The following is a 20,771-nucleotide window of genomic DNA, read 5'->3' as shown; positions in this document are numbered from 1 at the left end:
CGTCATGCCGTGTGCTCGTTGCCGCGGATTGTTGGCCGCGGCCCTTAAACCAGTCTTAACTGCGTGCGTTCGAGCAGCGCGTATCGTGCCGACGTTAAATCGTCCTAGCCGGCGATGGGACATTGTGCCAGAGCGCGAGACCTGGGCCGAGCGCGGGCGCATTGCCCCCCAATAATTGACTGCGCGCGCGGCGCTTGCATGCGCTGCGTTTGCGGGCGCGCGGGCTTTTATGGTCTAATGGCCGTCGACGAAACAGGGGTGCTTCGCACGTTGCAGGTGGGTGGTACGGCGCCAAGCCGCACTGCCGCGAGGCTGAGAGAGACCCTTCGCACCCGATCCGGGTAATACCGGCGCGGGAAGTTTCGGGAACGCTTTGCGTGGGACGCTCCGTGTCGGATCGTCCTTCCCCGCCGGGCCTCGTCCGCATCTTTCCGATGCTGCACGCCCGGCCGGCCCCACCGGCCGGTTTCGTCCTTATGTACGCAAGTTTGCCGTTTGCGATCGGCTCCGGCGTACGGAAAGGATCGAACCGATGACCGCTCATTCTTCAGTCGTTTCACCCACGATTCCGTCGACGCCCGATTTTGCCGTCCTGGGCGGGGGCCTTTGCGGCCGGCTCGTCGCATGGCGGCTCGCCGGCGCGGGCCACAGCGTCGCGCTTTACGACCGGGGCGATCCGGCCGGTTCGTCGTCGGCCGCCTGGGTGGCCGCGGCGATGCTCGCGCCGCTTGCCGAAGCGGCCGTTGCCGAACCCCTCATCGTCGGGCTGGGCGCGACTTCGCTCGAAGAATGGCCGACCGTCCTCGCCGCGCTACCCGAGCCCGTCTTTTTTCAGCGCAACGGCACGCTCGTCGTCTGGCACCATGCCGACCGCTCCGAAGCGTCGTTGTTCGAGCGTCGCGTGCGCGCGAATGCGCCGGCGCAACTGCTGGCCGACGGCGGGCTCGTCGGCGTCGACGGCAACACGCTTGCGCTGGCCGAACCCGCGCTTGCGGGCCGCTTCGCCACGGGCTGGTTGCTGCCGCGCGAAGGCCAATTGGACAATCGGCAGGTGCTACGGGCGCTGGCCGCCGGGCTCGCGGCGCGCGGCGTCGCGACGCACTGGAACACGACCATCGACGATGCAGCCCTGCCATCGGCACGCGTGACCATCGACTGTCGCGGGCTGGGCGCGAAGCCCGTGATGCCGGTGCTGCGCGGCATTCGTGGCGAAGTCGCGCGCGTGCAGGCGCCCGGCATTGGTCTCACGCGGCCCGTGCGGCTGCTGCATCCGCGCTATCCGCTCTATGTGGCCCCCAAGCAGGACGATGTCTACGTGATCGGCGCGACTGAAATCGAGGGCGAGGACATGTCGCCGGTGAGCGTGCGCTCCGCGCTGGAATTGCTGAGCGCAGCGTTCGCGGTCCATCCCGGCTTCGGCGAGGCGCGCATCCTCGAACTGAACACCCAGTGTCGCCCGACGCTGCCGGACCATCTCCCCGCCGTTATGTGGGACGGCGTCAACACGCTGCGCGTCAATGGGCTGTACCGTCACGGCTATATGATCGCGCCCGAAGTATCGAAGACGGCTGCCGAGCTGGCGTGTGCGCTGCTGGCGGGGCAGGTGACGGACTTCGACGGGTTTGCGGCGCTGCGCAAGGCGTCGCCGTGGGCGCCGATGCTCCATTGCACTGCGCCGCACGAACTCGCCAGCGCATCGCAGTCATAGTCGAACATGAATCAAGTGTGAGTTGAACCGCGAATCGTATTGCTGATCATGGATATCGAAGTCAATCAAACCCCGTTTTCGCTCCCCGAGCAGGCGACGCTCGCCGATGCGCTTTCGGCTTTCGGCGCGCGTCCGCCTTTCGCCGTCGCCGTAAATGGCGAGTTCGTCGCGCGCGGGCAGCACGCGGCGCGTTTGTTGAGCGCCGGCGACAGAATCGACGTCGTCCACCCCGTTGCGGGCGGATGAGCGCCGCTTGTCTGCGCGTGCCGCGCGCGCAGGGGTGTGCAGGATCGCGTGCGGGTGGTGCGCAGCGGGCCGACGGTTTGCTCGTCGAACGCTTGGCCCGCACGACGTGGCGCAGCGAGTTCGCTTTCGAGTGACGAGTATTCGAGCATTTCAGGACATCCGATGACAACCGCTTCTCAGGCAGTCTCCGGCGGCGCCGACGCCCATTCCGACGCGCTGACGCTTTACGGCGAAACCTTCGCAAGCCGCGTGCTGCTTGGCACGTCGCGGTATCCATCGCTGCAGTCGCTGGCCGATTCGATCGACGCCGCGCGGCCCGGGATGGTGACGGTCGCACTGCGTCGGCAGATGAATGCGCAAACGGCCGAGGCCGGCTTCTTCGAATTGCTCAAGGCGCGCAAGGTACCGCTGCTGCCCAATACGGCCGGATGCCAGAGCGTCGCCGAAGCGGTGACGACGGCGCACATGGCGCGCGAAGTGTTCGACACGGATTGGATCAAGCTCGAGTTGATCGGCGACGACTACACACTGCAACCCGATCCCGTCGGATTGATCGAGGCTGCGACGCGGCTCGTCAAGGACGGCTTCAAAGTCTTGCCGTACTGCACCGAGGATCTCGTCATCGGCCGTCGGTTGCTCGATGCCGGTTGTGAAGCGTTGATGCCGTGGGGGGCGCCGATCGGCACGGGCAAGGGCGTCATCAACCCGTACGGACTGCGCGTGCTGCGCGAGCGGTTGCCCGATGTCCCGTTGATCGTCGACGCGGGGCTTGGCGTGCCGTCGCACGCGTGCCAGGTGATGGAGTGGGGTTTCGACGGCGTGCTGCTCAATACGGCGGTATCCCAGGCGACGCTGCCGTCCGCGATGGCGCGTGCGTTCGGCCAAGCCGTCGAGGCGGGGCGCGCGGCGTACGTGGCGGGCCCGATGGCCGAGCGCGACAGCGCGCACGCGAGCACGCCCGTGGTCGGCATGCCGTTCTGGCACCAGGATCGGCATTGAGCGGCCTGCGTACGCCTTCGCTCGCGCGCGTCGACTTCGACGTCGACGTCGCCGCTGATCTCTTGTGGCGTCGTGCCCGGACGGGTATCGGCGGACGGAGCGCCTTATGAAAACGCTGACCCTGGCCAATCGCGATCTGTTCTGGCCGCCCGCCGACGAGTTGATCGAAGTGGCGGAGCGCATCCGTGCGCGGCTCGGCGATTGGCCGCGCGCGCGCGTCGATTGGCGTATTTGCCTCGCGGCGCCCGATACGGCGCGCTCGGGCGATATCGTCGTCGTCATCGGCGCGCAGGCCGATGCGGGCGACGCGCGAGCGTGGCGGACAGCGGGCGCGAGCCTGATCGTGGCCGATATCGGCGGCGCAGCGCTGACGACTGCCGGTGGAGAGCGCTATGCGTTGGAAGGCAAGCTCCCCGAAGACTGGCTCGCGGCGCTCGCCGCGTTTCTCGATTGCGGTTTCGAACCGCCCGATGCGCTGGTGCTCGCACTGGCTTGGCGCGACGGCGACGAAACGACCGGAGACGATGCCTGGCCGGTCGACCTCGCGCGCTTTCCGCTCGTCGCGGGTCTGCCGGCCGCCCCCGCGCAGCCGTTTCCCCTGTGCGCGCCGCGCCTTGGTCTGTATCCCGTCTTGCCGAGTGCGCAGTGGGTCGAGCGTGTATTGGCGCTCGGCGTCGCCACCGTTCAGTTGCGCGTGAAAGACGCGCCCCCTGACCGTCTTCGCGCCGAAATCGGGCAGGCCGTCGCGGCCGGCCGTCGCCATGGCGCAAGCGTCTTCATCAACGACTACTGGCGAGAAGCGGCCGAAGCCGGTGCCTACGGCGTGCATCTGGGGCAGGAAGACCTCGAAACGGCCGATCTGGCGGCGATTGCGCAGTCGGGGATGCGCCTGGGACTGTCGACGCACGGCTACTTCGAGATGTTGCGGGCGCTTCATTTTCGGCCGAGCTATCTCGCTTTCGGCGCAGTGTTTCCGACAGGGACGAAGACGCTTGCCACGGCGCCGCAGGGCCTCGCTCGGCTTGAACGCTACGTGCGCTTGCTCGGGGAACAGGTGCCGCTCGTGGCGATCGGTGGCATCGATCTGCCTCGCCTGCCCGCGGTCCTGGCGACCGGAGTCGGCAGCGTGGCGGTGGTGAGCGCGGTGACCGGCGCGGCCGATCCGGCGCGGGCCGTGGCCGATCTGCAACGCGTGTTCGACATCTGACAACGCACTGTTGCAACAGCCGTCACCGTGACGTCACGACAGCGTTCTCGCTGAGGCCCTATAATTCCGCTTCCGCGTAAACGCGTACAAGGAAAGCCCCCTTCGTGCCGCCTTCATCTTCCGAGCCCATTCTCGAGCTTCGCAACGTCGATTTCGGCTATGGCGAAGACCGTCTCGTTTTGTCGAACCTGAACATGCGTTTCCCGCGCGGCCAGGTGGTGGCCGTCATGGGTGGCTCCGGCGGCGGCAAGACGACGGTGCTGCGTCTGATCGGCGGCCTCGAGCGCGCTCGGCGCGGCGAAGTGCTGTTCGAAGGCCGGGATGTCGGCAAACAGACGCGCGATGGCCTGTACGCCATTCGCCGCAAGATGGGCATGCTGTTCCAATTCGGTGCGCTGTTCACCGATATGTCGGTGTTCGAGAATGTCGCCTTTGCGCTGCGCGAGCACACCGATCTGCCGGAACCGCTTGTCCGCGACCTCGTTCTGATGAAATTGAACGCCGTGGGGTTGCGCGGTGCGCGCGATCTCCCGCCGTCCCAGATATCCGGGGGCATGGCGCGGCGTGTGGCGCTGGCGCGCGCGATCGCGCTCGATCCGCAGCTGATGATGTACGACGAGCCGTTCGCCGGCCTCGACCCGATTTCTCTCGGCATTACGGCGAACCTGATCCGCACGTTGAACCAGGCGCTCGGCGCCACCTCGATTCTCGTCACGCACGACGTGCCCGAATCGTTCGCCATCGCCGATTACGTCTACTTCCTCGCCAACGGAACGGTGCTGGCGGAAGGCACGCCGGCGCAACTGCGCGAATCGGTCGATCCGACCGTGCGGCAGTTCATCGACGGAGCGCCCGACGGCCCATTCCGCTTCCACTACCCGGCTCAGGCGACGCTCGCGGCCGATTTCGGCTTGGGAGAGCGCACATGATCAGCAGCCTCGGACATTGGGTCCTCAGTCGCATCGTGCGCACGGGTTACGCGGCGCGGCTGTTTCTGCGCATCGTGCTCGAAGGGTTGCGGCTGCTGCGCCGGCCGCGCCTCATCGCGAAACAGATATTCTTCGTCGGCAACTACTCGTTCATCATCATTGCCGTGTCGGGGTTGTTCGTCGGCTTCGTGCTCGGTCTGCAGGGCTACTACACGCTGAACCGCTACGGCTCCGAGCAGGCGCTCGGGCTGCTCGTCGCGCTTTCGCTCGTACGCGAGCTCGGCCCCGTCGTGACGGCGCTCTTGTTCGCGGGGCGCGCCGGTACTTCGCTGACCGCCGAGATCGGCCTCATGAAAGCCGGCGAGCAGTTGACGGCGCTCGAAATGATGGCGGTCGATCCGGTCGCCAACGTACTGGCGCCGCGGATGTGGGCCGGGATCATCTCCATGCCCGTGCTCGCGGCGATTTTCAGTGCGGTGGGTGTGCTCGGGGGCTATGTCGTCGGCGTGGTGCTGATCGGCGTCGATCCGGGCGCGTTCTGGTCGCAGATGCAGGCCGGCGTCGATGTCTGGAGCGACATCGGCAACGGCGTGATCAAGAGCATCGTGTTCGGCTTCGCGGTGACGTTCATCGCACTGTTTCAAGGCTACGAGGCCAAGGCGACGCCCGAAGGGGTATCGCTGGCAACGACGCGCACGGTCGTGTATGCGTCGCTGGCGGTGCTCGGGCTCGATTTCCTGCTGACGGCGCTGATGTTCAGCTGACGCGCCCGGTCTGCGTGAGCGGGGCGCGCTTGCAGCGCCTCGCACGTTCGCCGGATTCGGCAATTTTCTCTTTGTTGTCTTTTGGAATGACGATGAAAAAGACTGTTCTCGACTTTTGGGTCGGCTTATTCGTGTTGCTGGGCTTGGTCGCCGTGCTGTTTCTTGCGCTCAAGGTCGGCAATATGAGTTCGCTGTCGTTCCAGGCGACCTATCCCGTCAAGCTCAAGTTCGACAATATCGGCGGCCTCAAGGTGCGGGCGGCGGTGAAGAGCGCGGGCGTTGTCGTAGGTCGGGTTTCGGCGATCGGTTTCGATACGAATACCTACCAGGCGCTCGTCACGATCGACATCGACAAGCAGTATCCGTTTCCGAAGGATACGTCGGCGAAGATCCTGACCTCGGGGTTGCTGGGAGAGCAGTACATCGGGCTCGAACCGGGGGGCGACACTGACATGCTCAAGGCCGGCGACACCATTTCGATGACCCAATCGGCCATCGTGCTCGAAAACCTGATCGGGCAATTCCTTTACAGCAAAGCTGCCGATGCCGGCGGCGCGAAGGCCGCACCGGCACCCGCACCTGGCTCACCGGCGCCGAGCGCGCCCGCGGCCAGCGCGCCGATCGCGGCGAGCGCAGGCGGCTGATCGTGTCACAGATAAAGAGAGTCAACGGAGAACAATAATGCGAACCACGCGCGCCACACACGCGACGCTCGTTCTGGCCATGGCGGCACTGGCCGGCTGTGCGTCGGTTCAAACGCCTACGCCGGGCGATCCGCTCGAAGGCGTCAACCGAACGGTCTTCAAGTTCAACGACACGGTCGACACCTACGCGCTCAAGCCTGTCGCCAAGGGGTATGCCTGGGCGGTCCCACAGCCCGTGCGATCGAGTGTGACGAACTTCTTCTCGAACGTCGGCGATGTCTACATTGCCGCGAACGAACTGCTGCAGCTCAAGATTGCGGACGGAGTAGGCGACGTCATGCGCGTCGTCATCAATACGGTGTTCGGCGTTGGCGGCCTGTTCGACGTAGCGACGCTCGCGAAGCTGCCGAAACACTCGTCCGACTTCGGCGTGACGCTCGGCCATTACGGCGTGCCGTCCGGGCCGTATCTCGTCTTGCCGCTGCTCGGGCCGAGCACGGTGCGCGATACGGCCGGGCTTGCCGTCGACTATTACGGGAACCCGCTCAGCTACGTGCATCCGTCGAGCGTCAGCTGGGCACTCTATGGCGTGAACCTGGTCAACACGCGTGCGAACCTGCTGACGACGGTCGATGTCCTCTCGGCCGCCGCGATCGACAAGTATTCGTTCATCCGCAATGCCTATCTGCAGCGTCGCCGCTTCCTGATCTCGGGTGCGGACGGTTCCGACGGCGTGCCGAACTACGACGATTCGCTGCCGAAGTACGATGACGGTTCCGCGCCGGCCGCGCCTGCGGGCGCTTCCGGTTCGCAAGCGGCACCGGCGCCGGCCGCCGCTTCGGGCGCTCAGCCTTCGAACGCGTCCGCTGCGCCGGCGGCGCCTGCGAGCGGCGCTTCCGCGCCCGATGGCGGGGGCGAGAGTCAGACGGTTCCCGGCCAGCAGTACGTACCGCCGCCGCGCGGTGGCTTCCCGGCGCTTCACCTGCCGCACTGAGCGGGGGACGATGCCAACCAGAACGGGCAGCAGTAACGATTCGAAACGACTGTTGCCGCGCTGCGCTGGACCGGCCTCGAACTTGCATGGCATGGTGTGCTCGAACTCCGGTTCCTCGAAACATAAGGATCGATATGATGATGAAGAAATTTTTCTGGGTAGCGCTGTTCTCCGCTTTGTTTTCGTTCAGTAGCAGCGGTTTCGCACAAGCCGTCGATACGAATTCGCCCGACGGCATGATCAAGACCGTGACCGGACAGGTGCTCGATCAGATCAAAAGCGATTCGAGCATCAAGAGCGGCGACATCAACAAGATCACGCAGGTCGTGAACCAGAAGATCCTGCCGTACACCGATTTCCGCCGCACGACGCAGCTGGCGATGGGCCGCGCCTGGCGTACGGCCACGCCGCAGCAGCAGGATCAGATGGTCGAGCAGTTCAAGATGCTGTTGATCCGCACCTATTCGGGGGCGCTCTCGCAAGTGCGCGACCAGACGGTGCAATTCAAGCCGTTCCGGGCCGACCCCGGTGCGACCGACGTCGTGGTCCGCTCGACGGTCATGAACAACGGCCAGCCCGTCGAACTCGACTATCGTCTGTACAAGACTGCGCAAGGCTGGCGGGTCTATGACCTGAACGTTGCCGGTGCGTGGCTCATCCAGGCGTATCAGCAGCAGTTCACGGAAAAGATCAACCAGGGCGGCGTCGATGGCCTGCTGCAGTTCCTGACGCAGCGCAACGAGCAGCTCGCCGCAGGCAAGCAGCCGTCATGAGCACGGACACGAGCCGTTTCGCCACGGGCGCAACGCTCACGCACGCGAGCGCGACCCCCGCGCTCGCGGCCGGTTTGGCTCGGATCGAGGCCGGGGCGACGGTGATCGATTGCGCCGAGCTGAAGCAGTTCGATTCGTCTGCGCTCGCTGTATTGCTGGCATGGCGTCGCGCTGGCGAGGCGCGCGGCGTCACGCTTCGCATCGAGAACGTGCCGGCCGGCCTTGCGAGCCTCGCGCAGGTCTATGGCATCGACGCCCTGTTCGCGGCGCCGCATTCCTCCCCAGCTGCGGCGGTCGCGCCGCTCTGAGCCCTCCCGCCGGCGGCTCGGGTGAGCCGCTGCGCCGCTCCGGCCCGCCGCTCGCGGCGCAGGGTGGAGAAGTCCGACTTAGCCTATAATCAACCGTTTTTCCGGGCGGCCGGCATACGGGTTTTGCCGTCGGTGCGTGTGGCGAGTCCACAGCGGGGTCAATAGCGGCGCCCCACAGCGGTGCCGCCGCGCTGCCGCAGTCGCGCCCAAGCCCTCCCGTGTCCGAGGCGGACGCGAATCACGTCTAAACAAAGGCGCGCCGTCGTGAAGGCCGCGCACACTCATGTCAGCGATAGAGATCCGCAACGTCAAGAAGCGCTATAAGGCGCTACAAGCGCTCAAAGGCGTCAGCTTGACAGTCGAGGAAGGTGAATTTTTCGGTCTGCTCGGCCCCAATGGCGCCGGCAAGACCACTCTCATCAGCATTCTTGCGGGGCTTGCGCGCGCCGATGAAGGCAGCGTATCGGTCCTCGGGCACGATGTCGTCGCCGATTTCCGGCAGGCGCGGCGCGCGCTGGGCGTCGTGCCGCAAGAGCTCGTATTCGATCCCTTCTTCACCGTGCGCGAAACGCTGCGCATCCAGTCGGGCTATTACGGGCTCCATCACAACGACGATTGGATCGACGAAGTGATGGCAAACCTCGATCTGACCGAAAAGGCCGATGCGAACATGCGCGCGCTGTCGGGCGGGATGAAGCGGCGCGTGCTCGTGGCGCAGGCGCTCGTGCATCGCCCTCCCGTGATCGTGCTCGACGAGCCGACGGCCGGCGTGGATGTGGAGTTGCGTCAAACGCTGTGGAAATTCATCTCCCGACTGAACCGTGAAGGCCACACGATCGTGCTGACCACACACTACCTCGAAGAAGCCGAATCGCTCTGCGACCGGATTGCGATGCTCCGACGCGGGGAGGTGGTCGCGCTCGATCGGACGAGTGCGTTGCTGCAACGCTTCTCCGGTATGCAACTCTTTGTGCGTCTGGCCGAGGGCGTGCTGCCCACGGAGCTGCGGGCGCTCGAAATCGATCCGGCTGCGCCCGGCTCGCGTCAGCATCTGTTGCGTTTGGCGAGCTATGACGACGTCGAGCGGATTTTGTCGCAATGCCGGGCGGCGGGTTGCACGTTCGACGAAATCGACGTGCGCAAGGCTGACCTGGAAGACGTCTTCGTCCAATTGATGAATGCGCCCGAACTCGTCGAGGGGCTGGCATGACGGGCTTTCGCACGCTGTTCTACAAAGAGATCCTGCGCTTTTGGAAGGTGGCGTTCCAAACGGTGCTCGCGCCTGTCATCACGGCGCTCCTTTATTTGACGATTTTCGGGCACGCGCTGCGCGGGCACGTCGAAGTCTATCCAGGCGTCGAGTACACGAGCTTCCTCATTCCGGGGCTCGTGATGATGAGCGTGCTGCAAAACGCGTTTGCGAACAGCTCGTCCTCGCTGATCCAGTCGAAGATCACGGGCAATCTCGTGTTCGTCCTGCTGCCGCCGCTCACGTACTGGGAAATGTACGGCGCCTACGTGCTCGCGGCAGTCGTGCGAGGGCTCGCCGTCGGCGCCGGCGTGTTGATCGTGACGATCTGGTTCATTCCGCTCGGGTTCGCCGCACCGCTTTACATCATCGTGTTCGCGGTACTGGGCTCCGCCATTCTGGGCACGCTCGGGCTCATCGCGGGCATCTGGGCCGAGAAGTTCGATCAACTCGCGGCATTTCAGAATTTCCTGATCATGCCGCTCACGTTCCTCTCGGGCGTGTTCTATTCGACGCATACGCTGCCTGACGTCTGGCGTAATGTGTCGCGGCTTAACCCGTTTTTCTACATGATCGACGGCTTTCGCTACGGGTTTTTCGGCGTGTCCGATATCAACCCGCTCGCAAGTCTCGTTGTCGTCGGCGGATTTTTCGCGCTGATCGCCGCGCTCGCGATGCGTTTGCTCGCGTCCGGCTACAAGTTGCGTTATTGAATCGGAAGAAGGAGCGTTCACCATGTTGCCGACCCCCGACCAGGTCAAGCAATACATCGAAGCCGGTCTTGCCTGCCGGCATCTCGAAGTCGAAGGCGACGGCCAGCATTTTTTTGCGACGATCGTTTCCGATGCCTTCGAAGGCAAGCGCCTGATCCAGCGGCATCAGCTCGTCTATGCGGCGCTCGGCGAGCGTATGCGCCAGGAAATCCACGCGCTGAGCATGAAGACGCTCACGCCGTCGGAATGGCAGACGAACGGATAATTCGAGATTCTCAGAGTGCGCATTACACAAGATTCACGCGACGCCGGCAGCGGCGTCGTTACGGAGGCCCGCACGGGGCAAATCAGCATGGACAAGCTCGTGATCGAAGGCGGCCGGCCGCTTGCCGGCGATGTCCGCATCTCGGGCGCGAAGAACGCGGCGCTGCCGATTCTTTGCGCCAGCCTGTTGACGGCCGATCCGCTCCATCTCGACAACGTGCCCGATCTTCAGGACGTGCGCACGACGCTCAAGCTGCTCGCGCAGATGGGCGTGCGTGAAGCGCGCGGCGCAGCACAGCTGACGCTCGATGCGGGGGCCGTCGACAATCCGGTCGCACCGTACGAGCTCGTGAAGACGATGCGTGCGTCGATTCTCGTGCTCGGCCCGCTCGTCGCCCGTTTCGGGCATGCGAAGGTGTCGTTGCCGGGCGGCTGCGCGATCGGCGCGCGCCCCGTCGATCAGCACATCAAGGGGCTGCAGGCGATGGGCGCCGAGATCAGCATCGAGCACGGCTACATCGAAGCGCGCGCGAAGCGCCTGAAGGGCGCGCGCATCATGACGGACATGATCACCGTCACGGGCACCGAAAATCTGTTGATGGCGGCCGTGCTGGCCGACGGCGAGACGGTGCTCGAAAACGCGGCGCGCGAGCCCGAAGTCGGCGATCTCGCGCAGTTGCTCGTGCGCATGGGCGCCAGGATCGAAGGCATCGGCACGGATCGGCTCGTGATTCAAGGCGTCGACAAGCTGCACGGCGCGCACTATGAGGTCATCCCGGACCGCATCGAAGCGGGTACCTTCCTCTGCGCAGTGGCTGCGGCGGGCGGCGACGTGACGCTGCGCAAGGTGCGGCCGATCACGCTCGAAGCCGTCACGATGAAGCTGCGCGAGGCGGGTGTGACGATCGAAGAGGGCGACGACTGGATCCGCGTGCGAATGGCGCGGCGTCCGACGGCCGTTTCATTCCGCACGTCTGAATATCCTGCGTTCCCTACCGACATGCAGGCGCAGTTCATGGCGTTGAACGCGATCGCCGAAGGCACCTCGCAAGTGGTCGAGACGATCTTCGAAAACCGCTTCATGCATGTCCAGGAGCTCAATCGGCTCGGCGCGAACGTCACGATCGACGGCAACACGGCGCTCGTGACGGGCGTGCCTCGCTTGTCGGGCGCGACGGTGATGGCCACCGATCTGCGCGCCTCGGCGAGTCTCGTTATCGCTGGCCTGACGGCCGAGGGCGAGACGCTCGTCGACCGGATTTATCATCTCGATCGCGGCTACGACCGCATGGAAGAAAAGTTGACGGCGATCGGCGCCCGCGTGCGCCGCGTGTCGGAGAAACGCGCATGAGCACGACCAGTACGAACCTCGCGACGCCTTTGACGCTCGCCCTCTCGAAAGGCCGGATTTTCGAGGAAACGATGCCGCTGCTCGCGGCGGCCGGCGTGCATGTTTCGGAAGATCCCGAAACGTCGCGCAAGCTGATTCTGCCCACGAGCGCGCCGAACCTGCGCGTCATCATCGTGCGCGCGACCGATGTTCCGACGTACGTGGAATACGGCGCGGCCGATTTCGGCGTCGCCGGCAAGGATGTGTTGCTCGAACATGGCGGCTCCGGGCTGTATCAACCGATCGATCTGGACATTGCGCGCTGCCGGATGTCGGTGGCCGTGAAGGCCGGCTTCGATTACGCCAACGCCGTGCGTCAAGGCGCCCGGCTGCGCGTGGCGACCAAATACGTGCAGACTGCGCGCGAGCACTTCGCGGCCAAGGGCGTGCATGTCGACCTGATCAAGTTGTACGGCTCGATGGAGTTGGCGCCGCTCGTCGGCTTGGCCGATGCGATCGTCGATCTCGTCAGCTCGGGCGGCACGCTGCGCGCGAACAACCTCGTCGAGGTCGAGGAGATCATGCAGATCTCGTCGCGCCTCGTGGTGAACCAAGCGGCGCTCAAGCTCAAGCGCGCGGCGCTCAAACCGCTGCTCGACGCATTCGAGCAGGCCTCGCGGCGGACGGCGGGCAGCGTCTGAGGCGCGCGCGACGCGCATTACCGAAACGGATACCAGCATGGCACTTACGATTCGCAAATTCGATTCGAGCGACGCCGGCTTCGCCGCGGCGCTCGCCGGCGTGCTCGCCTTCGAGGCGAGCGAGGATGAAGCGATCGAGCGCGCGGTGGCGCAGATTCTGGCCGACGTGAAAGCGCGCGGCGACGCGGCCGTCCTCGAATACACGAACCGCTTCGACCGCCTGTCGGCCGACAGCGTGGCTGCGCTCGAGTTGCCGACGAGCGAGCTCGAAGCCGCATTGGAAGGGCTCGAGCCGAAGCGCCGCGCCGCGCTCGAAGCGGCGGCTGCGCGCGTGCGCGCTTATCACGAGAAGCAAAAGATCGAATGCGGCAGCCATAGCTGGCAATACACGGAAGCCGACGGCACGGTGCTCGGCCAGAAAGTGACGCCGCTCGATCGCGCCGGCATCTACGTGCCGGGCGGCAAGGCGGCGTATCCGTCGTCCGTGCTGATGAACGCCATTCCCGCGCGGGTGGCGGGCGTGCGCGAGATCGTGATGGTCGTGCCGACGCCGGACGGCGTGCGTAACCCGCTCGTGCTCGCGGCGGCGCTGCTCGGCGGCGTCGATCGCGTGTTCACGATCGGCGGCGCGCAGGCGGTGGCCGCGCTGGCCTACGGCACGCAAACCCTGCCGGCCGTCGACAAGATTTGCGGCCCCGGCAACGCCTACGTGGCGGCGGCCAAGCGGCGCGTGTTCGGCACCGTCGGCATCGACATGATCGCCGGGCCGTCCGAGATCCTCGTGCTCTGCGACGGTACGACCGACCCGCGCTGGGTCGCGATGGACCTGTTCTCGCAGGCCGAGCACGACGAGCTGGCCCAATCGATTCTGCTGTGCCCCGATCAGGCCTTTATCACGCGTGTCGAAGAGGCGATCGCCGAATTGTTGCCGACGATGCCGCGCCGCGACGTGATCGAACGCTCGCTCGTCGACCGGGGCGCGCTCATCAAAGTGCGCGATATGAGCGAGGCCTGCGCGATCGCGAATCAGATCGCGCCCGAGCACCTCGAAATTTCGGCGCTCGATCCGCATCAGTGGGCGAAGGAAATCCGCCATGCGGGCGCGATCTTCCTGGGCCGCTACACGAGCGAGAGCCTCGGCGACTACTGCGCCGGGCCCAACCACGTGTTGCCGACCTCCCGCACGGCGCGGTTCTCGTCGCCGCTGGGCGTGTACGATTTCTTCAAGCGTTCGAGCGTGATCGAAGTCAGCGCCGAGGGCGCGCAAACGCTCGGCGAGATCGCGGCCGAACTCGCCTACGGCGAAGGCCTCCCGGCGCACGCGCGCAGCGCCGAATACCGGATGAAGCAAGGCGGTTGACCATGACGACGACCCGACCCGAAGACATCATTCGTCCCGACGTGCTGTCGATGACGACCTACGCCGTAGCCGACGCAAAGGGCTTCGTGAAGCTCGATGCGATGGAGAACCCGTTCCCGCTGCCCGCGGCGCTTGCTGCCGAGCTGGGCGAGGTATTGGCCGGCGTTGCGTTGAACCGTTACCCCGAGCCGCGGCCCGCTGTGCTCGTGGACAAGCTCAAGCAGGTGATGGGCGTGCCGGCGGGCGCCGAGTTGCTGCTCGGCAACGGCTCCGACGAGATCATCAGCATGATCGCCATCGCGTGTGCGAAGCCGGGCGCGAAGCTGCTTGCGCCGGTGCCGGGCTTCGTCATGTACCAGATGTCGGCGAAGCTCGCCCAACTCGCGTTCGTCGGCGTGCCGCACCGCGCGGATCTGACGCTCGACGTCGATGCCATGTTGGCCGCGATCGCTGAACACAAGCCGGCCGTCATCTACCTGGCCTACCCGAACAATCCGACGGGCACGCTGTACCCCGATGCCGACATCGAACGCATCATCGCGGGCGCGAAGGGCAGCTTGGTCGTCATCGACGAAGCCTATCAGCCGTTCGCGCAAAAGAGCTGGATCGGCCGCGTGCTCGACTACGACAACGTCGTCGTCATGCGGACGGTATCGAAGCTGGGCCTCGCCGGAATCCGGCTCGGCTACCTGGCCGGGCCGCCCGTCTGGCTCAAGGAATTCGACAAAGTGCGTCCGCCCTACAACGTCAATGTACTGACGCAGGCGGCGGCCGAATTCATGCTCGATCACGTCGACGTGCTCGAAGCGCAGGCCGCGGAACTGCGTGCGGAGCGCGGGAAATTATCGGCTGCGCTGGCCGCGCTGCCGGGCGCGACGGTGTTTCCGAGCGCAGCCAATTTCCTGCTCGTTCGGGTGCCGGACGCCGATGCCGCGTTCGATGCGCTGCTGAATGCGAAGGTTTTGGTCAAAAACGTGGGTAAAATGCACCCATTGTTGGCCAATTGTTTGCGTTTGACGGTGGGTGCGCCCATTGAAAACGCACAAATGCTGGCGGCGCTAGAGCGCGCGCTGAAATAAAGTGACTTCGAGGTTTTCCATGCGCGTAGCGGAAGTGTTTCGCGATACCAGCGAAACGAAGATCCGTGTGAAGATCAATCTGGACGGCACGGGCAAGCAGACGCTGGCCACCGGCGTGCCGTTTCTCGACCACATGCTCGATCAGATCGCCCGTCATGGCCTGATCGACCTGGACATCGAGGCGCAAGGCGACCTCCATATCGACGACCACCATACGGTCGAGGATACGGGCATCACACTCGGGATGGCCGTGGCCAAGGCTATCGGCGACAAGAAGGGCATCCGCCGTTACGGTCACGCCTATGTACCGCTCGACGAGGCGCTTTCGCGCGTCGTCATCGATTTCTCGGGGCGGCCGGGGCTCGAATTTCACGTGCCGTTTACGCGGGCGCGGATCGGCACGTTCGATGTCGATCTGTCGATCGAGTTTTTCCGTGGCTTCGTCAACCATGCAGGCGTGACGCTGCATGTCGACAACCTGCGCGGGTTGAACGCGCACCATCAGCTGGAAACGGTGTTCAAGGCATTCGGCCGTGCGCTGCGCATGGCAGTAGAGCTCGACGAACGTGCGGCGGGGCAGATTCCGTCGACCAAGGGCAGTCTCTGACCAAGGCTCTGACCTACCTGTCAGCAGGTTTGGACCTCGACCGACGGACCGGCTGCTCCCCGTGAGCGCCGGCTAGCGATGGATCTTCTTAAATCGTTCATTTCACTGCTGGCGCTGATCAATCCGGTCGGCGCGGTGCCGTTCTTCTTGAGCCTCACGACGGAGCAATCCGACGCGGAGCGGCATCGCACGATCCGCATCGCTTCGATCTCGGTGTTCTGCGTGATCGCGATCACGACGTTGCTCGGTCAGCAGATCATCAGCTTTTTCGGCATTTCGGTCGGTTCGCTCGAAGTGGGCGGCGGCATCATCATGCTGCTGATGGCTGTGAATATGCTCAATGCACAGATCGGCAACACGCGCGCGACGCCCGAGGAGCGCGACGAAGCCGAGTCGAAGAACAGCATTGCGGTCGTGCCGCTCGCGATCCCGCTGTTGACGGGGCCGGGCACGATCAGCACGGTGATCGTCTATTCGGCGAGCGTCGCGCACTGGTACGATCGGATCGGCCTCGTCGCGATCGGCCTCGTGATCGCGATCATCTGCTTCGGGGCGCTGCGGCTTGCGGGGCCGATCGCCCGCTGGGTCGGGCAGACGGGGATCAATATCGGCACGCGGCTCATGGGTTTGATGTTGTCGGCGCTGGCGGTGGAGTTCATCGTCGACGGATTGAAGGCGTTATTGCCTAACTTGCGCTGAGAAGCGCTGCATGCGATGAAAAAGATTGCGATTGTGGATTACGGGATGGGCAACCTGCGCTCGGTGTACCAGGCGCTGAAGAAGGCCGCACCCGAAGTGGACGTGGCGATCGTCGACCGCCCCGACGGCATTCGTGCGGCCGATCGGGTCGTCTTGCCCGGTCAGGGGGCGATGCCAGACTGCATGCGCTGCCTCGGCGAATCGGGCCTGCAGGAAGCCGTGCTCGAAGCGTCGCGCGCCAAGCCGCTCATGGGCGTGTGCGTCGGCGAGCAAATGCTGTTCGACTGGAGCGAAGAAGGCTCGACGCCGGGCCTCGGGCTCATGCCGGGCAAAGTCGTCCGCTTTGCGCTCGAAGGCCGGCTGCAGGACGACGGCTCGCGTTTCAAGGTGCCGCAAATGGGCTGGAACCGCGTGCGGCAGACGCGCGCGCACCCGCTTTGGGCCGGCGTCCCGGACGGCGCGTTCTTCTACTTCGTCCACAGCTATTATGTGGTTCCCGAAAACCCGCTGCATACGGTCGGCGAAACCGATTACGGCGCGATCTTCACCTCTGCCGTGGCGCGCGAAAACCTGTTTGCGACGCAGTTCCACCCCGAAAAAAGCGCTGCGTCGGGGCTGCGCGTGTATCGCAATTTCGTCGACTGGAACCCATGAACATGGGGCGGCTGCCTGCACGCTTCGTCCGAACCCGACGGCGAGCAAGCGGAGCCCTCGAAGAGTTGTACTACACTAAGCGACACGGCTCATCCACGTCGGGCATGCTTGCGCCCAAGTGGGGGGGGCCGCCGACATCCAACCTCCCAGATTTCACGCGATTGCTATGCTGCTGATTCCCGCCATCGACCTCAAAGACGGTCAGTGTGTGCGCCTCAAACAAGGCGATATGGACCAGGCGACGATATTTTCAGAGAATCCCGCGGCGATGGCCCGGCATTGGGTCGACCGCGGCGCCCGGCGGCTGCACCTCGTCGATTTGAACGGCGCCTTTGCGGGTAAGCCGAGGAACGAAGAGGCGATTCGCGCCATCATCGACGAAGTCGGCACCGAAATTCCCGTGCAGCTCGGCGGCGGTATCCGCGATCTGGAAACGATCGAGCGCTACCTCGACGATGGCTTGTCGTACGTCATCATCGGCACGGCCGCCGTGAAGAATCCGGGTTTCCTGCAAGACGCCTGCACGGCGTTCGGCGGCCACATCATCGTCGGCCTCGACGCCAAGGACGGGAAGGTCGCCACGGACGGGTGGAGCAAGCTCACGGGCCACGAGGTCGTCGATCTGGCCCAAAAGTTCGAGGATTATGGCTGCGAGTCGATCATTTACACCGACATCGGCCGTGACGGCATGCTTCAGGGCATCAATATCGAAGCGACGGTGCGGCTTGCGCGCGCCGTGAAGATCCCCGTGATCGCAAGCGGCGGGCTGTCCAATCTGGCCGATATCGACGCGCTCTGCGAAGTCGAAGACGAAGGCATCGAGGGCGTGATTTGCGGGCGCGCGATCTACTCGGGCGACCTCGATTTCGCGGCCGCGCAGAAGCGGGCCGATATGCTGCGCGAATCGGACGACGCCTGACCTCCGCCACGGCGAAGGCGCGCCCGGTGTACCGGGCCGCGGTCAGGTTGGGCCGCATTCGGCCCGCTCGCGCATACGGCGTCGGCCGTGCGGCCAGCGGGCCGGTATCCGTCACGGCTTCACGCCGTCTGCGCAGTCGCAGGCGGCTTACTTAGCGGCAATTGCACCATCATGGCTCTAGCTAAACGCATCATCCCCTGTCTGGACGTGACCGCTGGCCGCGTCGTCAAGGGCGTCAACTTCGTCGAGCTGCGCGATGCCGGCGATCCGGTCGAGATCGCGCGTCGATACGACGAGCAAGGCGCCGACGAACTGACCTTCCTCGACATCACCGCCACGTCCGATCAACGCGATCTGATTCTGCCTATCATTGAAGCGGTCGCGGCGCAGGTATTCATTCCGTTGACGGTGGGCGGCGGCGTGCGCACGGTCGACGACGTACGGCGGCTGCTGAACGCGGGCGCCGACAAGATCAGCATGAATTCGTCGGCGGTCGCCCGCCCCGAACTGGTGCGGGAGGCCGCGCTGAAATACGGCTCGCAGTGCATCGTCGTCGCAATCGATGCAAAGCGCGTATCCGGCGAGGGCGAGCCGGCGCGCTGGGAAGTGTTTACGCACGGCGGGCGCAAGGCGACGGGGCTTGACGCCGTAGCGTGGGCCAGGCAAATGGCCGAATACGGCGCCGGCGAAATCCTGTTGACGAGCATGGATCGCGACGGCACGAAGAGCGGCTTCGACCTTGCGCTGACGCGAGCGGTGTCCGATGCCGTGCCGGTGCCCGTCATTGCGTCGGGCGGTGTCGGCTCGCTGAAGGATCTGGCCGACGGCATCGTGGAGGGCCACGCGGACGCCGTGCTCGCCGCGAGCATTTTCCACTACGGCGAGCATACGGTCGGCGAGGCCAAGCGCTTCATGGCCGAGCGCGGCATTTCGGTGAGGCAATGATGACGGCTCCCGCCGAAAGAGTATGGCTCGATAAAGTCCAATGGGACGCGAACGGTCTCGTGCCTGTCATTGCGCAGGAAGCGACGACGGGCGACGTGCTGATGTTTGCGTGGATGAACCGCGAGGCGCTCGCCAAGACGATCGAAACGGGGCGCGCCGTCTATTTCTCGCGTTCGCGCCAGCGTCTGTGGTTCAAGGGCGAAGAGTCCGGCCACGTGCAGCGCGTCCATGAAGTGCGGCTCGATTGTGACGAAGATGTCGTCCTGCTCAAGGTCGAGCAGGTGTCGGGCATCGCCTGTCATACCGGGCGCCATTCCTGCTTTTTCCAGAAATTCGAAGGTACGGCGGACGAAGGCGACTGGGTGGCCGTCGATCCCGTGCTGAAAGACCCTGAACAGATCTACCGATGATGCAAACCACGCCAGCGGGCGCCGCCGCGCCCACCACCGAAGACACATTGCTGCGGCTCGCCGCCGTCATCGACAGCCGCAAGGGCGGCGACCCCGAGGTGTCCTACGTCTCGCGCCTGTTCCACAAGGGCGACGATGCCGTCCTGAAGAAGATCGGCGAAGAAGCCACCGAAGTCGTGCTCGCCGCGAAGGACGTGCGCCAGGGCGGCGCACCCTCGGCGCTCGTCGGCGAAGTGGCCGATCTCTGGTTTCACTGCCTGGTCATGCTGTCGCACTACGATCTGAGCCCCGCGGACGTCATCGCCGAGCTCGAACGGCGCGAAGGACTGTCCGGCATCGAGGAAAAGGCGCTGAGAAAGCGGCGCGAGCGCGAAGAAAACGGCGGTTGAGCCGGCGCGAGATACACCCCGACGCGAACGGTCGGGTATTGCGCTTAACGCGAGCAGGAGAACGACAATGGAACAGCGACCGGGTACGCCCACGCCTTACACCGGCTCCGAGATCGGCCGCGAGCGCGACCTGCGCACGCTCACGCACATCCTCTATGGGCTCTATGCGCTGCATTGGTTCACGGGTGGCATCTCGATCATCGTGGCCGTCATCATCGCTTATCTGAAGCGCGGCGATGCCGCCGGCACGCCGTCGGAGCCGCACCTGGAATGGCTGATCCGCACGTTTTGGATGGGGCTCGTCGGCTATATCATCGGCGCGGTGCTGGTATTCGTCGTCATCGGCTTCGCCGTTCTGACGGTCGTATCGATTTGGATGCTGTACCGTATCGTCAAGGGCTGGCTGTACCTCTACGACAACAAGCCGCTCGATCCGCGCGCGTGGTTCTGATCTGACCGCGCGGCGGGCCTTCGTTTCGCAACCAGGAACACCATGAGTCACGACAACTGCCTCTTTTGCAAAATTGCCGCCGGCGAGATTCCGAGCACGAAAGTTCACGAAGACGACGATTTCGTCGCCTTCAAGGACATCCATCCGGCGGCCGACACGCACGTTCTCGTGATTCCCCGAAAACACGTGGAAACGCTGTCCAATTGCACCGAAGGCGATGCTCCTCTGCTTGGTAAAATGATGATTCTGGTGGCGCGCTTGGCCGAGCAGCTCGGTTGCGCATACACGGGCGGCGATACGGGGTTTCGCACGGTCATCAATACGGGGCCGGGTGGAGGCCAGGAGGTCTATCACTTGCATGCGCACATACTTGCCGGTCCGCGGCCGTGGAAGCGGATGGGTTGAAGGCGCGGCGAACCTTGTTCGCAT

General features: G+C 64.8%; 26 protein-coding genes and 1 riboswitch. All 26 genes read left to right on the top strand.

Going from position 1 to position 20,771, the window contains the following annotated elements:
• The first annotated feature begins 244 nt into the window (after positions 1–244).
• Positions 245–376: riboswitch (TPP riboswitch) on the top strand.
• A gap of 156 nt (positions 377–532) precedes the next feature.
• Positions 533–1,708, top strand: a complete 1,176-nt coding sequence (locus C0Z19_RS17200) for an FAD-dependent oxidoreductase (RefSeq protein ID WP_102611046.1) — start codon at positions 533–535, stop codon at positions 1,706–1,708.
• Positions 1,709–1,756: 48 nt separating this feature from the next.
• Positions 1,757–1,954, top strand: coding sequence for a sulfur carrier protein ThiS (thiS, locus tag C0Z19_RS17195; RefSeq protein WP_102611045.1), 198 nt, complete (start codon positions 1,757–1,759; stop codon positions 1,952–1,954).
• A 162-nt stretch (positions 1,955–2,116) separates the two neighbouring features.
• Positions 2,117–2,953: a thiazole synthase gene (locus tag C0Z19_RS17190; RefSeq protein WP_102611044.1), complete on the top strand. Its 837-nt coding sequence runs from the start codon at positions 2,117–2,119 to the stop codon at positions 2,951–2,953.
• 106 nt (positions 2,954–3,059) lie between these two features.
• Positions 3,060–4,160 (top strand): thiamine phosphate synthase, encoded by a 1,101-nt coding sequence (gene thiE / locus C0Z19_RS17185; protein WP_102611043.1) that lies wholly within the window; start codon positions 3,060–3,062, stop codon positions 4,158–4,160.
• 104 nt (positions 4,161–4,264) lie between these two features.
• Positions 4,265–5,089: an ABC transporter ATP-binding protein gene (locus C0Z19_RS17180; protein ID WP_102611042.1), complete on the top strand. Its 825-nt coding sequence runs from the start codon at positions 4,265–4,267 to the stop codon at positions 5,087–5,089.
• Positions 5,086–5,853, top strand: coding sequence for a lipid asymmetry maintenance ABC transporter permease subunit MlaE (gene mlaE, locus C0Z19_RS17175; protein ID WP_102611041.1), 768 nt, complete (start codon positions 5,086–5,088; stop codon positions 5,851–5,853). Before C0Z19_RS17180 ends, mlaE begins: the two co-directional genes overlap by 4 nt.
• 86 nt (positions 5,854–5,939) lie before the next feature.
• A complete protein-coding gene (mlaD, locus tag C0Z19_RS17170; RefSeq protein ID WP_102611040.1) occupies positions 5,940–6,497 on the top strand; it encodes an outer membrane lipid asymmetry maintenance protein MlaD in 558 nt (185 codons plus the stop codon).
• A 37-nt stretch (positions 6,498–6,534) separates the two neighbouring features.
• On the top strand, positions 6,535–7,491 hold the full coding sequence (locus C0Z19_RS17165; RefSeq protein WP_102611039.1) for an MlaA family lipoprotein: 957 nt from the start codon (positions 6,535–6,537) through the stop codon (positions 7,489–7,491).
• Positions 7,492–7,631: 140 nt separating this feature from the next.
• A complete protein-coding gene (locus C0Z19_RS17160; RefSeq protein WP_102611125.1) occupies positions 7,632–8,264 on the top strand; it encodes an MlaC/ttg2D family ABC transporter substrate-binding protein in 633 nt (210 codons plus the stop codon).
• A complete protein-coding gene (locus C0Z19_RS17155) occupies positions 8,261–8,572 on the top strand; it encodes an STAS domain-containing protein (protein WP_102611038.1) in 312 nt (103 codons plus the stop codon). Before C0Z19_RS17160 ends, C0Z19_RS17155 begins: the two co-directional genes overlap by 4 nt.
• A gap of 283 nt (positions 8,573–8,855) precedes the next feature.
• Positions 8,856–9,782, top strand: a complete 927-nt coding sequence (locus C0Z19_RS17150; protein WP_102611037.1) for an ABC transporter ATP-binding protein — start codon at positions 8,856–8,858, stop codon at positions 9,780–9,782.
• Entirely contained in the window at positions 9,779–10,534 is a 756-nt protein-coding gene (locus C0Z19_RS17145) for an ABC transporter permease (protein ID WP_102611036.1), read from the top strand. Before C0Z19_RS17150 ends, C0Z19_RS17145 begins: the two co-directional genes overlap by 4 nt.
• A 22-nt stretch (positions 10,535–10,556) precedes the next feature.
• On the top strand, positions 10,557–10,799 hold the full coding sequence (locus C0Z19_RS17140) for a BolA family protein (RefSeq protein WP_102611035.1): 243 nt from the start codon (positions 10,557–10,559) through the stop codon (positions 10,797–10,799).
• A gap of 87 nt (positions 10,800–10,886) precedes the next feature.
• Entirely contained in the window at positions 10,887–12,149 is a 1,263-nt protein-coding gene (murA, locus tag C0Z19_RS17135; RefSeq protein ID WP_102611124.1) for a UDP-N-acetylglucosamine 1-carboxyvinyltransferase, read from the top strand.
• Positions 12,146–12,829: an ATP phosphoribosyltransferase gene (hisG, locus tag C0Z19_RS17130; protein ID WP_102611034.1), complete on the top strand. Its 684-nt coding sequence runs from the start codon at positions 12,146–12,148 to the stop codon at positions 12,827–12,829. Before murA ends, hisG begins: the two co-directional genes overlap by 4 nt.
• Before the next feature lie 37 nt (positions 12,830–12,866).
• Positions 12,867–14,189 (top strand): histidinol dehydrogenase, encoded by a 1,323-nt coding sequence (hisD, locus tag C0Z19_RS17125; RefSeq protein WP_102611033.1) that lies wholly within the window; start codon positions 12,867–12,869, stop codon positions 14,187–14,189.
• Positions 14,190–14,191: 2 nt separating this feature from the next.
• Positions 14,192–15,268, top strand: coding sequence for a histidinol-phosphate transaminase (hisC, locus tag C0Z19_RS17120; protein WP_102611032.1), 1,077 nt, complete (start codon positions 14,192–14,194; stop codon positions 15,266–15,268).
• A 19-nt stretch (positions 15,269–15,287) separates the two neighbouring features.
• The gene (hisB, locus tag C0Z19_RS17115) at positions 15,288–15,875 is read left to right on the top strand and encodes an imidazoleglycerol-phosphate dehydratase HisB (RefSeq protein WP_102611031.1); all 588 of its coding nucleotides are present in this window, start codon (positions 15,288–15,290) and stop codon (positions 15,873–15,875) included.
• Between the two features lie 78 nt (positions 15,876–15,953).
• Entirely contained in the window at positions 15,954–16,574 is a 621-nt protein-coding gene (locus tag C0Z19_RS17110) for a MarC family protein (RefSeq protein WP_102611030.1), read from the top strand.
• Positions 16,575–16,589: 15 nt separating this feature from the next.
• Positions 16,590–17,228 (top strand): imidazole glycerol phosphate synthase subunit HisH, encoded by a 639-nt coding sequence (gene hisH / locus C0Z19_RS17105; RefSeq protein ID WP_102611029.1) that lies wholly within the window; start codon positions 16,590–16,592, stop codon positions 17,226–17,228.
• A gap of 166 nt (positions 17,229–17,394) precedes the next feature.
• Complete coding sequence (gene hisA / locus C0Z19_RS17100; RefSeq protein WP_102611028.1) at positions 17,395–18,147, top strand: 1-(5-phosphoribosyl)-5-[(5-phosphoribosylamino)methylideneamino]imidazole-4-carboxamide isomerase; 753 nt, start codon at positions 17,395–17,397, stop codon at positions 18,145–18,147.
• A gap of 171 nt (positions 18,148–18,318) precedes the next feature.
• Positions 18,319–19,092, top strand: a complete 774-nt coding sequence (gene hisF / locus C0Z19_RS17095) for an imidazole glycerol phosphate synthase subunit HisF (RefSeq protein ID WP_102611027.1) — start codon at positions 18,319–18,321, stop codon at positions 19,090–19,092.
• Entirely contained in the window at positions 19,092–19,502 is a 411-nt protein-coding gene (hisI, locus tag C0Z19_RS17090) for a phosphoribosyl-AMP cyclohydrolase (RefSeq protein WP_102611026.1), read from the top strand. Before hisF ends, hisI begins: the two co-directional genes overlap by 1 nt.
• Entirely contained in the window at positions 19,499–19,891 is a 393-nt protein-coding gene (locus C0Z19_RS17085; RefSeq protein WP_102611025.1) for a phosphoribosyl-ATP diphosphatase, read from the top strand. Before hisI ends, C0Z19_RS17085 begins: the two co-directional genes overlap by 4 nt.
• Positions 19,892–19,958: 67 nt before the next feature.
• The gene (locus C0Z19_RS17080) at positions 19,959–20,342 is read left to right on the top strand and encodes a DUF4870 family protein (protein WP_102611024.1); all 384 of its coding nucleotides are present in this window, start codon (positions 19,959–19,961) and stop codon (positions 20,340–20,342) included.
• Positions 20,343–20,384: 42 nt separating this feature from the next.
• Positions 20,385–20,747, top strand: coding sequence for a histidine triad nucleotide-binding protein (locus C0Z19_RS17075; protein ID WP_102611023.1), 363 nt, complete (start codon positions 20,385–20,387; stop codon positions 20,745–20,747).
• The last annotated feature ends 24 nt before the right edge of the window (positions 20,748–20,771 follow it).

It is taken from the genome of Trinickia soli (assembly GCF_002879855.1).
GTDB classification, from domain to species: domain Bacteria; phylum Pseudomonadota; class Gammaproteobacteria; order Burkholderiales; family Burkholderiaceae; genus Trinickia; species Trinickia soli.
This window is presented reverse-complemented; position numbering and strand designations above follow the sequence as displayed.